This window comes from Paenibacillus sp. HB172176, assembly GCF_011947265.1.
In the GTDB taxonomy this organism is placed as follows: Bacteria; Bacillota; Bacilli; order Paenibacillales; family Paenibacillaceae; genus Pristimantibacillus.
Genome location: NZ_JAATHD010000011.1, coordinates 94,538 through 109,457, shown reverse-complemented (window position 1 = coordinate 109,457; position 14,920 = coordinate 94,538). Strand labels below are relative to the sequence as shown.

General features: G+C 53.8%; 13 protein-coding genes. 3 read left to right on the top strand and 10 right to left on the bottom strand.

Going from position 1 to position 14,920, the window contains the following annotated elements; genetic code table 11:
* Positions 1-200 precede the first annotated feature (200 nt).
* Genes HFP08_RS15790 through HFP08_RS15760 form a run of 7 tightly spaced genes read right to left on the bottom strand, consistent with a single transcriptional unit; the run spans position 201 to position 8,121 of the window.
* The gene (locus tag HFP08_RS15790; protein ID WP_168121560.1) at positions 201-1,463 is read right to left on the bottom strand and encodes a glucuronate isomerase; all 1,263 of its coding nucleotides are present in this window, start codon (positions 1,461-1,463) and stop codon (positions 201-203) included.
* A gap of 60 nt (positions 1,464-1,523) precedes the next feature.
* A complete protein-coding gene (gene larC, locus HFP08_RS15785) occupies positions 1,524-3,047 on the bottom strand; it encodes a nickel pincer cofactor biosynthesis protein LarC (protein WP_168121559.1) in 1,524 nt (507 codons plus the stop codon).
* Between the two features lie 2 nt (positions 3,048-3,049).
* Entirely contained in the window at positions 3,050-3,724 is a 675-nt protein-coding gene (larB, locus tag HFP08_RS15780; protein WP_168121558.1) for a nickel pincer cofactor biosynthesis protein LarB, read from the bottom strand.
* Entirely contained in the window at positions 3,721-4,536 is an 816-nt protein-coding gene (gene larE / locus HFP08_RS15775) for an ATP-dependent sacrificial sulfur transferase LarE (protein WP_168121557.1), read from the bottom strand. Before larE ends, larB begins: the two co-directional genes overlap by 4 nt.
* Positions 4,537-4,565: 29 nt before the next feature.
* Complete coding sequence (locus HFP08_RS15770; RefSeq protein WP_168121556.1) at positions 4,566-6,089, bottom strand: gluconokinase; 1,524 nt, start codon at positions 6,087-6,089, stop codon at positions 4,566-4,568.
* Positions 6,086-7,363 (bottom strand): nickel pincer cofactor-dependent isomerase, group 22, encoded by a 1,278-nt coding sequence (locus tag HFP08_RS15765; RefSeq protein ID WP_168121555.1) that lies wholly within the window; start codon positions 7,361-7,363, stop codon positions 6,086-6,088. The genes HFP08_RS15770 and HFP08_RS15765 overlap by 4 nt, the downstream gene beginning before the upstream one ends.
* A complete protein-coding gene (locus tag HFP08_RS15760; RefSeq protein WP_168121554.1) occupies positions 7,360-8,121 on the bottom strand; it encodes an SDR family oxidoreductase in 762 nt (253 codons plus the stop codon). The genes HFP08_RS15765 and HFP08_RS15760 overlap by 4 nt, the downstream gene beginning before the upstream one ends.
* A 466-nt stretch (positions 8,122-8,587) precedes the next feature.
* Here HFP08_RS15760 and HFP08_RS15755 point away from each other — a divergent pair, with 466 nt between their 5' ends.
* Positions 8,588-9,586 carry a LacI family DNA-binding transcriptional regulator gene (locus HFP08_RS15755; protein ID WP_168121553.1) on the top strand — a complete coding sequence of 333 codons (999 nt, stop codon included), beginning with the start codon at positions 8,588-8,590 and terminating at the stop codon, positions 9,584-9,586.
* Positions 9,587-9,761: 175 nt separating this feature from the next.
* Here the strand turns inward: HFP08_RS15755 and galU are convergent, their stop codons facing one another.
* The gene (gene galU, locus HFP08_RS15750) at positions 9,762-10,637 is read right to left on the bottom strand and encodes a UTP--glucose-1-phosphate uridylyltransferase GalU (protein WP_168121552.1); all 876 of its coding nucleotides are present in this window, start codon (positions 10,635-10,637) and stop codon (positions 9,762-9,764) included.
* A 209-nt stretch (positions 10,638-10,846) separates the two neighbouring features.
* Here galU and trxB point away from each other — a divergent pair, with 209 nt between their 5' ends.
* Positions 10,847-11,794, top strand: coding sequence for a thioredoxin-disulfide reductase (gene trxB / locus HFP08_RS15745; protein WP_168121551.1), 948 nt, complete (start codon positions 10,847-10,849; stop codon positions 11,792-11,794).
* Positions 11,795-12,112: 318 nt separating this feature from the next.
* Here trxB and HFP08_RS15740 read toward each other — a convergent pair whose 3' ends face one another.
* Both HFP08_RS15740 and HFP08_RS15735 read right to left on the bottom strand, forming a co-directional pair.
* Positions 12,113-13,078, bottom strand: coding sequence for a TIGR03943 family putative permease subunit (locus tag HFP08_RS15740; RefSeq protein WP_168121550.1), 966 nt, complete (start codon positions 13,076-13,078; stop codon positions 12,113-12,115).
* Positions 13,075-14,139 (bottom strand): permease, encoded by a 1,065-nt coding sequence (locus HFP08_RS15735; protein WP_240941447.1) that lies wholly within the window; start codon positions 14,137-14,139, stop codon positions 13,075-13,077. The genes HFP08_RS15740 and HFP08_RS15735 overlap by 4 nt, the downstream gene beginning before the upstream one ends.
* 231 nt (positions 14,140-14,370) lie before the next feature.
* On the opposite strand from HFP08_RS15735, the gene HFP08_RS15730 reads away from it, so the two are divergent.
* Positions 14,371-14,823 (top strand): Dps family protein, encoded by a 453-nt coding sequence (locus HFP08_RS15730; protein ID WP_168121548.1) that lies wholly within the window; start codon positions 14,371-14,373, stop codon positions 14,821-14,823.
* Positions 14,824-14,920: the final 97 nt, after the last annotated feature.

Below are 14,920 nucleotides of genomic sequence, written 5' to 3'. Positions count from 1 at the left end.
GCATCGTTGCTTGCCATCGTCAACACACCATATCTCCCTATGATGAGTGGAATAAGCGCGCGCTGGGTTCCGTTAGCACAGGGAATGCCGCTTTTTGGCACAAATATACGAAGAGAACCTCTCGTTCCCAGTGGAAACGAGAGGTTCGGTATCGAAAATATCATTAAACATTGCCTGTTATCGGTCGCGTCGCGTCGAATCTATTGGTTTCTGCCCAAAAACCGCCAGAAGTTTTGATGGAAGAGATCATTCAAATCGCGTTTGATTTCATCTTCCGTTACTTGCCAGCCGCTGTCCTGCAGGCGCTCGTACTTATCTGCCAGCACATTGCCGATAATACGTCTCGAATGCTCCCACTTGTAGATGAGCTGCTCGAAGACGCGGCAATCCGAATGCTGCGGAATGACGGCCGTTCCAAGCAACTCAAGACGGAATCTCGTCATTTCCTCGACCATCGATTCAATATGAAGGAACCACCAGCAGCCGAATACCATCAAATTGCGGAACTTGCGCGCCAGAACGGTCAGTTCATGCTGATTTTCCCTCGCCAGCATCGTAATCAGGAATTTCTGGTCCGGATAACGGCGGCATAAAGCTTCCACTGCCGACACATCCGAGCGCATGCTCATGTCTCCGGCAAGTGACAAACCAGGATTAACCCGTCTGCGGACGCCGATCATAAGAGCGAATGGAATGCTGCGCTCCTGACAGACGGGTATCATAACCTCGTCGATCATCTTGCTGCGATGATCCTCGGCCGGATAGACGAAATCGCCGGGCATCGAAACGGCGAGATACAGGGCGTCCATGCGAACAATCCATTCGTTCAGGAAGCGGCGAGCCTCTTCCTTCGTGCGATCCGTCCAGGACGTCTCAACCCCGTAGCCGAGCGCTTGAAGCTCCTTAACGGCCGTTGGCCAATCATTCAGAAGCGTATCGACGCGAAGCGCCGCGAAGAATCTCTTGTCTTTCTTGCCGTTTCCAGCCTCCCAGACCTTTCGCTCAACCGCATCGAACGGGTCGTTCGTCATGACGATCTTCTCGACGCCGGCGATCTGCATCACCGCATCCACTTGCTCCTCCGTCGACTTCTCCGCGAAGGCCTTCCGGTAATCATCGAGATTACGGGAAGATATATCCATGCCCAAGCGATCCAGTATGGTGATGAAACCGTTCGCCGCTTCGCTGACCGGAGAATGGTCGAGGAAAAGGGCTTGCCAAATTTGATCCGCCTGCTCCCTCTTGCTTAGCGACCAGAATTTCTCGTATTCCTGGTCGGACCAGCGGAACGACTCCGAGATTAGATAATGATACGTTAGCAGCTCGTCAATTCCCCATAGCAGCAGCTCGCCGAATTCGGGCGCATACAGATGGGTGTGCATATCGGTAACCGGCATGGATGCGGCAAGCCGCTGCACCGTTTCGCGCAGCTCCGCCTTGCGGATTGCAGTTGCTTCGGTCATTTTGCTCAACTCCTCTGAACGTTAAATTTGAAAATTCCATATGTGCGGTGAAACATGAAACTATAGATTTCTGTAGACTTCCTGGTATACCGCTTCAAGCGAGACGCCATGCGCTCGCGCGGCTGCCGCAGCATCCTCATACTCGGGAGATTGCCGAAGCAATCGATCGCCATCGAGCGCTTGCTTCACGCGAATCGGACCGTAGCGGCTGTTCACTTCCATCCACTTGCGCTGCAATGCCCGCCGCTGCCACTCGCTGCTCCGGACGCCGATTGTGGAGGTCTCGAGAAGCAGAATATCCTCCAGTTTGGTTCTTTTCCCTTCATCGCTTAATACGGTAATCAAGATTCCGGGACGATTCTTCTTCATATACACGGGCGTGTAGAATACATCAAGCGCTCCCGCCGACAGCAGCTCGTCCATCGCGTGTCCAAGCGTTTCTCCCGTGCAATCATCCACTTGCGCCTCGAGTATAAAAATTTTCTCGCGCTGCGTCGTGGAGTGCGATGAGGGAATGGTTGCCGACGCGCTGGCGGCAAAGGATTGTTCGGCCTCGAATAAGACCGCCCTGACCACGTTCGGATGTTCAAAGTTCTTCGTTCCCGCGCCGTAGCCGATGCGTTCTATCGTGCCGGCGGGCATGGAGCCGAAGCCGGTCGCCAGAGCTTTCACGATGCCGGCGCCTGTCGGCGTCGTCAGCTCTCCCTTGGCTGTGAAAGTCGACAGCGGAATGCCGCGAAGCAGCTCAGCGGTAGCCGGCGCCGGAATCGGGTATAAACCGTGCGCCATGCGAAGTCTGCCTTCGCCCGTAGGTACGGGGGATACGATGATGGATCCTATGTTCAGATTCTCGAGCGCCAGGCAGACGCCGATAATGTCGAGGATCGAATCCATCGCCCCTACTTCGTGGAAATGAACATCCGCGGGATTCATGCCATGAATCTTGCCCTCCGCCTCGGCAATAAGCCGGAAGATCGCGAGACTTCTCTCCTTCACGCGCTCAGGCAGCCCGGACGCCGCGATCATGTCGAGAATATCCGATGCTCTGCGATGCTCATGCGAGTGAGCGTGGGAATGCGAGTGACTATGCTCGTGCGCATGGCCATGGTCAAGCGAATGATTGTGGTCATGCGTATGACCGTGGTCATGCGAGTGTGAGTGTCCATGATTATGCGCATGGTTATGTGCATGAGAATGATCGTCGCGGTTGTTTTCATGTGCTTGAGAAAGCTCATGCGTGTGACTATGATCATGACTATGATCGTGTGTATGAGAATGATCATGCGCATGTGAAAGCTCGTGATCATGATGTTCATGATGATGTGAATGCGTGTGTGTATGCTCGTGCGCGTGACTATGGCTTTGCACATGTTCATGCTCATGATCCTGCTCGAAGTCCAGCTTCAGCCATTTGGCCGTTATGCCGCGCCGATCTACGGTTTCGAACGCCATCGTGAATGGGTCGATCGGCAGCTGCTTCAATTGCCCGATTACATAATCGGGATCCGCGCCGAGATCGACCAAAGCGGATAACGTCATGTCTCCCGCAATGCCGGAGATGCAGTCGAGATAGATTTTCCTCATACCTAAGAGCCCTCCGCTACCAATTGAAGAATCGTCGCCGCTTGGAATGCAGCGCCGAAGCCGTTGTCGATATTGACGACCGATACGCCGGAAGCGCAGGACGTCAACATGGCGAGCATCGTCGTGACGCCTTGCAAATTAGCCCCATAGCCGACCGAGGTAGGCACGGCAATGACCGGCCTGCGTGCAAAACCGCCGACCACGCTGACAAGCGCGCCCTCCATTCCCGCTACCGCGATGATGACGGAAGCCTCACGGATGCGTTCTTTGTGGCTGAGCAGGCGCTCGATGCCCGCGACTCCGACATCATAGATGCGATCCACCTCGCAGCCCATCCATTCCGCCGTGCCGGCGGCTTCTTCCGCAACGGGAATATCCGATGTGCCGCCGGTCAGCACGGCAACCTTGCCGGGAAGCTTGCGTTCCTCTCCGCCAAGCGAGAGCAGGCGGGATGCCGCATCATAGCGGGCGTCGGAATAACGCAGCGCCACCCTGTCCGCCATCTCTTGCGAGGCCCTTGTCACAAGCGCTCTGCCGTGCACCTCGGCGAGACGCGAGAAGATCACCTCCACCTGGTCCACGGTCTTCCCGAGACCGAAGACAATCTCGGGAAAACCCGTGCGTTCCTCTCGTCCTACATCAAGCTTCGCGAAGCCCATATCCTCGAATTCGTTCATTGCGTCGCACCTCCATGCTGCAGCGCCTTGTTCATGCTGCCGCTGCGATAGCCGGTCAGATCCATCGATACGTAGACATAACCGAGCGATTTCAAACGCTCGGATATGCGATCCGCAGCCTTCAGCAGCTCCGCCATCGCGTCCGGCTCCACTTCAATTCTTGCCATGTCGCCATGGCTTCTTACGCGAACCTGACCGAAGCCGAGCGACCGGATATAACGCTCCGCTTCTCCGACCCGGCCAAGCTTCTCGATCGTAATTGTCTCCCCGTACGCAATGCGCGAAGAGAGACAAGCGAAGGACGGCTTGCTCCACGTAGGCAGTCCCTGCTCTCGAGACAGGTCGCGGATCTCTTCCTTGTACAAGCCGGCTTCCTGAAGAGGCCCTCTGACGCCATGCTCCTTGGCCGCTTTCATGCCGGGACGATGCTCGTTCATATCATCCGCAATCAGTCCGTATACAATATACTTATATTGTCCATCGGCTAGAAACGGCGCCAAATGCTCGAACAAGCTTTGTTTGCAGAAATAACAGCGATTCGCGTTGTTTTCCTTATAGCCGGGAATAGATAGCTCTGAGGTTTCGATAACCCGGTGATTCGCTCCGATTTGCTCCGCGAGCTTCTTGGCTTCCTCCAGCTCCTCGGTCGGATAGGTTTCCGAATCCGCTGTAACAGCCAATACACGATCTCTGCCCAGCGTTTTCACGGCTGTGTCGAGAAGAAAGGTGCTGTCCACTCCTCCGGAGAACGCCACCACTAGGGACTCCATTTCTCTCAGAATGCCCTGGAGCTTGATGTATTTGTCATGCATGCTTACCGCACCTCCCACTGTATTGCCGATTAGTTCGATCCTGCCGTTTCCCACGCTTCCAGCCGCGTAATATCTCTCATCTGACCTTTCAACTGTTCATAGAGACTGAGATAGATCGGCAGCAAGCTCTGATACCGCTCGGCGTTCGCCATGTTCGGTTCGTAGACGACCGCCCCTCCGTCCTTCCATCGCAGCAATTCACCCTCGCAGCCTTCGACGGCATACAAGCCCAACTGCGCCGCGCCGAGAGCGGAGCTTTCCACGGATTCCGGTATCGACACCGGCATGCCAAGCATATCCGCCATAATCTGGCACCATAGCGGGGAACGCGCGAAGCCTCCCGAGGCGCGAATTTCCTGCGGCGCTTCGCCCGCCTTTTTCATCAGATCCACAATCGCCGCGATTTGGAAAATAACCCCTTCCAGGGCAGCCCTCAGCATATGGGTCTCTTTATGCGCGAGCGTCAGGCCGAACATGACCCCCTTCGCTTCCCCATCCCAAAACGGCGCGCGCTCGCCGGAGAGCAGCGGCATGAACAGCAGGCCGTTCGCTCCCGCCGGAACCTCCGCCGCGAGCGGAATAATATCTTCCGCTCGCTTGCCGGGGAACAGCCGCTCCGAGATCCACTGCAGCACGATCGCGCCATTGTTGGACGGACCTCCGACGAGCCAATGCTCCTTCGCGAGCGCGTAGCAGAACAAGCGCCCTTGCGCGTCGAAGGTCGGCTGCTTCACCGACATACGCGCCGCGCTGGAGGTGCCGATCGTAACGGCCATAACGCCGTCCTCGACTGCTCCGATGCCGAGATTGGCGAGCACTCCGTCTTGCGCGCCCAGCACGAACGGGGTATCGACATTAAGCCCCATTCTGGCAGCCGCCCCAGGCAGCAAGCCACGAACCACCTCGGTTGTCGGCACCAGACGGGGCAGCTGCTCCGCGCGAATAGCCGCAACCTGCAGCGCCTCGGCGTCCCAGTCCAGCTTCTCCAGATTGAAGAGCCCCGTCGCGCTGGCAAGCGAATAATCCATCAAAGCATAACCGAACAGCTTGATCCACACATATTCCTTGATGCCGATAATGAGATGCGCGGCATCGAACAGCTCGGGGCGATTCTCCTTCATCCAGATCAGCTTTACGAGCGGCGACATCGGATGGATCGGCGTGCCTGTGCGGGAATAGATTGACACGCCTGTGCCGTTCTCCATCAAGCGTTGCGCTTGAATGGCGCTCCGCTGATCCGCCCATGTGATGCTCGGCGTCAGCAATCCGCCCCCTTCATCAAGCAGAATGAGGCTGTGATTTGCCGAGCTGAACGTCACGCAGATGATGTCTTCCCGCTTCCAGCCGCCGTCTGTCATTACCTTCACGATCGTATCCATGACCGCGTCGCTGATGATGTCGGGATCCTGCTCGGCATAGCCGGGCTGCGGCGTATTCAGCGGATAGCCGATCGCGTGGCTGTTGTAGATCCGCCCGCTAGCGTCGACCGCTAGCGTCTTCGCGGAGGTGGTGCCGATATCAACGGCTAATATAATGCCTGTTTCCTTGTTCATTTTGCCAAAAATCCTTCCTCGTCGAACTGCCATTCATAAGGACCTTCCAGTATCTCGATCCGATCGTTCGCCTTCGCTTCCTCGAGCATCGATTCGGAGATTTCAATGACGCCAAGATGCAGCGTATCCTTGATCCGTACGAGCCTGCAGGTCGTATAGTCGAGAATATTGCAGGTCTTGACCGCCGCCTTGATCGCGTCTCTGTCATTCGCGAGCGTGGTCGCTTGCTTCGTCGGCGCGCATACAGTGGAGGTCAGGCCGTTCGCATAAGTGCCCGGCCAATCCGTCTTGTCCACGAGTCGCTGGGTCGTGAAATCGGCTGTTCCTACGCCGTTCGCGTTGCCCTTCGATTCCGGCGTCAGATCCAGCACGACCATCTTGTTCACTTCAGGGCCGCCATGCGCATAAGGCGTCGGGTATCTTCCCGTAATATTCGGATCGGCGCCGTCGCCGCTTATGTTCTTGCCGATATAGTCCATAACGAGCACGTCGAATTCCTTGAACAGAATTTGCGGCAGGCGGCTCTTCGCTTCCACGAGAAGCTCCTTCTCGCGCGCTTCCATGATGTCGGGACCGAGCACTTCTACACGGCAAATTTGGTCAAAAGCGTTCTCCACCACGGCAACGCCGAACACGATCGGCAGCTTCTCAAGCATGATCCGGGCCATGGCCGGAACATTCTCCGCCATATATTTAAAGCCGAGCTGATGGCAGGCTTCCGCCCCCTTCTGCTTGCCAAGACCGATAGAGATCATCTTGAGCAGGCCGCTCTCAATTTCGCCGCGGAAGGCCGTATGCGGCTTGATGCGGTTAATGACGACGATGGCGTCCGCTTCGTCCACTGTAATCTTGTCGCAGTAGATCGGGAGTCCGTTCGGCAGACGATCCAGCAGCGCAACCTCCATCGAGGAGCGGACCGGACAGCCCATGCGCGCTTCGTCGATGCCGAGATGCGCCAGCACTTCGGTCTGCCCTTCCGCCGTCGCCCCGCCATGGCTGCCCATGCAAGGCACGATGAACGGCTCGGCTCCGATGCTCTTCAATTCGTCGATAACCGTCTTCGTCAGCTCGTTAATGCGCGAGATGCCACGGCTGCCGACGGCGACTGCAACCTTCTGGCCGGCTTTGACAGCCCCCATTCCGCTCGATGCGCGAAGCTGCTGCGACAGCTCGCCAAGCGGATCCTCCAGAATCGTGTCGTCGAAGGTTTGACGGATTTTGACCATCTTGGGGACGGGAATATGCTCAACAAGCTTGCGCAGAATATCACTCATATCGTAATCGCTCCATATCCGCCGTCTACGCGAAGGAACGAGCCCGTCACGAAGGAAGAAGCTTTCTCGGACGCGAGGTACACGACAGCGCCCTTCAGCTCATCCGGCGTGCCGAAGCGGTCCATCGGCGTATGGCGCATAATCGATTCGATGCGCTCCGGGGACAGAATCTTCTTGTTCTGCTCCGCGGGGAAGAAGCCCGGAATGATCGCGTTCACCCGAACGCGGCTTGGCGCGAATTCGCGCGCGAGGAATTGCGTCACCGAGTTGACGCCCGCCTTCGACGCGGAATAAGTGAATACGCGCGACAGCGGCGGATCCGAAGAAACGGAGGAGATGTTGATGATCGATCCGCCCTTCCCTTGATCAACCATATGCTTGCCGAACACCTGGCAGGCCAGAACGACGCTCTTCAGATTCACGTTCATGATGCGGTCCCATTCCTCCATCTCGAGCTCGAAGAACGGCGTCGCGCTGTTCGTACCCGAAGCGTTAATCAGCGTATCGACGCGTCCGCCCCATGCCAGCACATCCGCCAGCACCTTCTCCAGCTGCTCTTTGCTCGTGGCGTCCGCCTGGAAGGAGACGGCCGTGCCGCCGTTCTTCTCGATTTCCTCGCATACCGCCTTCGCCTTCTCCATATCGCGGCCGACGATCGCCACCTTCGAGCCGGCTTCCGCCAAGGCCGATGCCATCGCGCTTCCAAGCACGCCATTGCCGCCGATTACGACGGATACTGTATGGTCCAAATTAAACATGAATAATCCTCCATTCTATAATAACAACGTTGTTATTTTCATAATAAACGATTATACTTGACCTGTCTACTTCGAACAGATAAGGATTGCCAAGATTCCTAACGCTATTGTATCGAAAGCGCCTTTTCGTTAACCAAAGCAACCTGACAGCGTCCTTGAAAGCTTGCGTTTTGCTCTAACGGACATTTTGTCTTCTTAAACAGCTTTTTTCGCTGCCAATTTAATCTAACGGACATTTGGTCTCCTTAGCGATCGATTTGAACGCATATTCAACCAAATCAAACGGCTAAGAGGACAAAATGTCCGTTAAGAATCTGAGCTGGCTAAACCGAGCTTCTAAGGGGCGAAAATGTCCCTTACAGTCATGAGAAATCCTCTATCGAAGCCTTTCGAAGATAAGCGATAGCGCATTTTCGGATACTCCGAGAACTTATACAATCTTTTGTGATTACGAAGGAGGCAAGGCATGGTTACGATCAAAGATATCGCGGAACAAGCGGGCGTGAGCTTCTCCACCGTGTCCAAAGCGCTGCGGGACAGCCCGCTCGTGAAGCCCGGCACGAAAGCGCATATTCTGGCAATAGCGAAGGCTATGGGCTATCAGCCCAATCTCGCGGCGAGAAGTCTGGTGTCCAAGCGCAGCGGCGCCATCGGCATCGTGTGGCCGTCCATCGAACGCGCGGCCTTGTCTTCCTTGATTACGAAGCTCAGCAAGGAGCTGGAGCTGCAGCAATATGTAACTCTGCTGTCAATCAGCAATATCAGATCCGCTATTGAAACCTTCCGCCGCTATCAGCTTGACGCGATATTGATATTCGGCGATCAGAATCTCACTTCTGAAGATTTCGAGATGAATTCTCTGCATATCCCTATCCTGACCTACGGCGCTGCCGGCTATTCGCCCCATTCGGCCGTCGACGTAAATCGCGGGCAGGCTATCCGCCTTGCCGTTCGCCATCTTACCGAGCTTGGCCATCGGGATATCGCCTATGTCGGCATTCCGCATTCCTTGGACCCGCTTCAAGCCGTGAAGGCGGAAGCATTCCGCGAGGAACTCCTCGCCCTCGGACTCCCCTTTCGCGATTCGTCCATCCTCCGCATGGAAGGCTTGGACTTTCATGACGGCTACACCGCTGCCCGAACGATGCTGGAAGGAAACGACGGAACGCAGAGGCCCACAGCCATCATCAGCGGCGGCATCGATCTGACCCGAGGCATACTCCGGGCAGCGGGCGAGCAAGGTTTGCAAGTTCCCAGGGATTTATCCATTGTGAGCTACGACAATTTGCCTCAGATGGAGAGTCTTGAGGTGCCCGTAACCGCTGTCGGAGTCGCCATCTCCTCTATTGCCGATATCATCACCGCAACGCTGCTGGAGCTGATTGACTGCCCGGATGAAGTGAAAACCGTATATCTGGAGCCGGAACTGATCGTGAGAGCCTCGACTGCACGCCCTATCGCGTAAACGAACCGATTTTCTACAGCCTTATCTATGAACTTGAAAGGAGGATCATGCTCCGAGCGTGATTAAGCAGGAGAGCACGGCGCAAACAAAAGAAGAAAACAAGGCCGCCAACGCCCTCAGAGAATACTCCGAGGTTAATCAGCAGCCTGATGATTACATCTATAATCCCGTTCCCCTACTCTTGCGCCAATCTCTCGCGAAGATACTTCTTCACATCCGCCGACAGATCCTCGCGCTCCAAAGCAAAATCGATCGTCGCTTGCACGAAGCCGAGCTTATCGCCGACATCATGCCGCTTGCCATCGAAATTAAGCGCAGTAAGCGGCTTGATCCGATTCAATTCCTGCAGTGAATCCGTCAGTTGGATTTCCCCGCCCTTGCCGGGCTTTGCGACAGCCAATAAGCCGAATATCGCCGGATCGAGCACATATCGGCCTACAACCGCCAAATTGGAAGGCGCCTGTCCAGGAGCCGGCTTCTCAACGATATCAAGCACTCTGGACACTTTGTCGTCATTGTCTCCAATGTCCACAATACCGTATTTGTGCGTCTGGTCCCAAGGCACCTCCATCACCGCGACAACCGAGGATTGCGTTTCTTCATAGACATCCATCATCTGACGCAAGCATGGCGGATCCGAGACCAGAATATCATCGCCCAGCAGTACTGCGAACGGGTCGTCCGCTATGAATCTGCGCGAGCAAAGAACAGCATGCCCGAGTCCGAGCGGTTCCTTCTGCCTCACATAATAAATATCCGCGAGCTGAGAGATATCCTTCACGATGGAGAGCATCGTCTCATTGTTCCTCGCCTCAAGCTCCGCTTCCAGCTCCACCGATTTGTCGAAATGATCCTCGATCGCCCGCTTGTGTCTGCCGCTGACAATAATAATGCTTTCGATGCCCGATCGAACCGCTTCCTCCACAATATATTGAATGGCAGGCTTGTCGATCAGCGGCAGCATCTCCTTCGGCTGAGCTTTGGTAGCCGGAAGGAAACGCGTTCCGAGTCCGCCAGCAGGGATAATGGCTTTACGAATTTTATTGTCCACAGGATCATTGCCCCTCTCTATAAAGATGCTGTAAATCTACTCTTATGTACGCACTTTATCCATCATACCTTTTTTTGACTCTGCTTGCTAATCTTCAAAGCAAAATGAAGATTGGATGAACTGTATTTACTTCAATTACAGTTCGTGATACATTTAAGTCAGCAGAACAATCGTTGTTCCAACTTCCCTATTTTCAAGGAGTGATTCCTATGCACAAAACGATTATAATCGGTACCGGTCCCGCCGGACTTACCGCAGCCATCTATCTGGCCCGGGCGAATATGGAGCCGCTCGTTATCGAAGGCTGGCAGCCCGGCGGACAATTGACGACGACGACCGAAGTTGAAAACTTTCCGGGGTTCCCCGAAGGCATTCTGGGAAGCGAATTGATGTCGAATATGCGCAAGCAGGCGCAGCGATTCGGAGCGACGTTCAAGACGGGCTCCGTGAAAAGCGTCGATCTCAGCAAGCGCCCCTATACGCTCGAAGTGGAAGGACTCGGCGAATTACAAGCCGAATCGATCATCATCTCGACTGGAGCATCCGCGAAATATATGGGCGTGCCCGGCGAGCAGGACAATATCGGCCGCGGTGTCAGCACCTGCGCAACCTGCGACGGATTCTTCTTCCGGGGCAAAAAGATTATTGTGGTTGGCGGAGGAGATTCCGCGATGGAGGAAGCAGGCTTCCTTACCCGTTTCGCTAGCGAAGTGCGGCTGGTGCATCGCCGCGACGAGCTTCGCGCTTCGAAGATCATGCAGGACCGCGCGCAAGCGAACGAGAAAATCAGTTGGAGCCTGAACCGCACGCCGCTGGAAATTGTCGCAGGCGACAAAGGCCTGCAGGGGCTCCGCGTGCGCAACAACGAAACGGGCGAGGAAGAGCTTCTGGCAGCGGACGGCGTGTTCGTCGCCATCGGCCATACGCCGAACACCGGCTTCCTGGGCGGACAGATTGATACCGACGAACAAGGCTATATCCTTGTGAAGCCAGGCACCTCCGAGACGAATATTCCAGGCGTGTACGCCTGCGGCGACGTGCAGGACCATACGTATCGACAAGCGATTACCGCCGCCGGCAGCGGCTGCATGGCCGCGCTCGACTGCGAACGCTTCCTGGAGGCGGAGGCCCATAAGAACGCATCTATAACCGTTTAATCGAGTCTACATGATTAATCGAATAGAATATTGAATGATAGAGGCTGCTCCAGAGGTCATTAATGACAAGGGGCAGTCCTCTTTGTTTGCTGCGGCATTTTAAATTTCATATTGAAGACGCTCCATACAGATTACTTTCACAATATAGAAGCCTTTATTAAGGAAGAAGCAGCAAGCCTGCGCATTCAATCTGATTCGATGGTTCTCCTGATTGGCTCCGGCTCGTTTCCGAGAATGCCATTATTCCTGGCAAAACAAACGGGAGCCCGTACTTTAAAAGAAACGATAACTAACATCCATTACAGGAGACTGCTGCTGTCAGGTGCCAAAATCAAAATCGGGATAAACGTAGGGCGTCTCCGCCGGATCGATTCGCTTAATCTTCGTCGCTTTAATAACAATAATTTCATTCTCCATATAAGTTGTTACATCCAGCTTGCCTGTCACGGAAATCCATTCATCCTCATCGTACTCATTCGCCCTCGGCCATTGAATTAATAGACCGTACGGCAAGGCGTCAGCCGAGCAGCAGGTCATGGCGAATCGGCCTACAACGAGCTGGTCCTTATTCATATCTTCCTCTCTGTACGTAAATCCGCTTAAAGTCACTCCCTTGCCCATAAAAGCATCGCGATACAAATCCAGGGTTGTTAAGGTTTCGATAAATTGCTTCTCCGGCACAACAATGGAATCGAGCTTATACAGCTCTTTTCCATACTTGGCATAATCCTCCGTGTATTCGTCGAAGGTGAATAATTGATCAAGCTCCGAGTTTTGGAGATCATCTTTGGTTAAACTCTGATTGTCGCCTTCGGCCGTAGGCGAAAGTGTTGGAGCAGGGATAACAGGAGCGCTGTCCGCAATCTTAAGCCTGGCCGTATCTGTTCTGGCAACGGAGTTTTCCAATCTTGCGATCGACTCGCTTCCGCCCAGACTAATCCCCTTCTTGGCTGCCATCGCGCTGCCGAGCGTGCCTGAAGGCATAAGAAACACGAGCAGCAACGGCAGTATGAATAAACTGTAGGAAATGACATTTTTCCATCCAGACTTGGACGGAGTATGATCATGGCCGCAATCGCATTCGTCTGCCTCCCGTTGCCGTCCCTTCTTCAGTGCGGCATAAATTTGAAAAACAGCCAGCGCATATACCCCAATAGCCGACAGTTTAACGTACATCATCATTCGCGGAGCAATATACAGCTTAATATCGCCGTTGTTGATCAAGAACACGATGATCAGGGTAAACCCGGTATAGATCGCAGCTTTAAGTATATGATGCCTCATAGTATACCTCCTATTATCCAGCAGCTAATGCCTGTCAAGACCACAATAAGCAAGGTAAGCGCTGCTACAAACTTCAGTCGGAACGAGGAGAGCAGCATAAGCAGATTCTTGACATCCATCATCGGGCCCAAAACCAAAAACGCCAATATTGGACCGGAGTGAAAGATGCCCGTGAACGAAGCGGCAATAAAAGAATCCGATGTCGAGCAAATCGAGAGAACGAATGCAAAAGCCATCATGAATAGATAGGATAATACCGCATGATCGGCAAATTGCACAAACATCTCCCTGCTGACTACCGTTTGCATCATGGCGGTGAGCAAAGCCCCGAACAGCAAATATTTGCCCATGTCAAAAAATTCCTCTGACGCATGCGACAAGGCTGATCCTATTTTGGCAAAAAATCCGCTTGGCCTTGCTTCGTGCTCATGAGAGCGAGGAGGATGAGAATGCGTGTGCGAATGTGGCTTAGAATGTGCTTCTCGTTGCAAATGTTCGGTCTCCCCCGTTGTTCGACTCTCCTTCAACGGACTCTTCTTCATAAAGGCGTATAAGATAAATCCGATCGCCGCCGCCACCGCATACCCGAGAATCATTCTGGCATACGCGATCTCTGGCGTTGCGCGAAATGCTGTGAAGGTGGAGGCGTAGACGACAGGATTAACGATGGGGCCTGCGAGCAAATAGACAATCCCCATATAGGACGGCATTCCCTTGCGTATCAGCCTGCGTATGACGGGGATCATGCCGCATTCGCAAAGCGGAAACACCACGCCCAGCAAGCCGCCTATCAGCACGCCGGCGACTGGATTCTTAGGGGCAAATCTGCGTATGAAAGCATCGCTTACGAATACTTGTATCAAAGATGAGAATAATACCCCGATGAGTATAAAGGGCAGCGCCTCCAGCAAAATGCTAATGAATACGATTTTGAAGGATTGCAAAGCCGCCGCGTGTATCCAGTCCAGGTTGAACTGCCCCTGAAAAAAAATCATTGCAATCATGCCCATAATGATGATGGACAGCCCCGCAATAATGGAATTGAATACCCCTTGACGCAATACAACGCCTCCTTTCACCGACATTTAAAAGTAAACATTACGATTAACTTATCCAGTATATTCTATGTTCTGTCACCTGACAATAGGACAATCCTGTTGTGAGAAATTTCTCATATACGACAGATAGGACTTACTTGAACAAGGAAAATGGTAAAACGGGTTTTTAAACTTCGTAATTATGGGTAAAGATAAGGAGCACAGTAATAAAGGATTATTCAAAGGAGGATTCATATGACAACAACTACACCTGCAAAAACCGTTCAAACACTTCTAAATCGCCAAGTGGCGAACTGGAGCGTGCTTTTCATCAAACTCCACAATTATCATTGGTATGTGAAGGGACCTCAGTTCTTCACGCTGCATGTGAAGTTTCAAGAACTGTACGAGGAATCGGCAGTCATCGTAGATGATCTTGCAGAGCGGCTGCTGGCGATTGGCGGCCAGCCGATTGCCACCATGAAGAAGATTCTGGAGGAATCCAGCATCAAAGAGGCGACTGGAAAAGAGGATGCTGCCGGGATGGTGAGCCAACTGATCAAGGATTTCTCGACGGTTATCGAGGAACTGAAGGAAGGCATGTCGGCTGCGGAAGAGAAGAATGACGATACAACCGCAGATATGCTGCTCGCGATACATAAATCGTTGGAGAAGCATGTATGGATGCTGAGCGCGTTCAACGAGTAAGCGGAGGTTTATAGATATGGAATAAATGAACGGCATGGGCTAAGGCGCCCATGCCGTTCATTTGCGGTGCAAGCAAGGTGAAACAACGTTGCCTTCA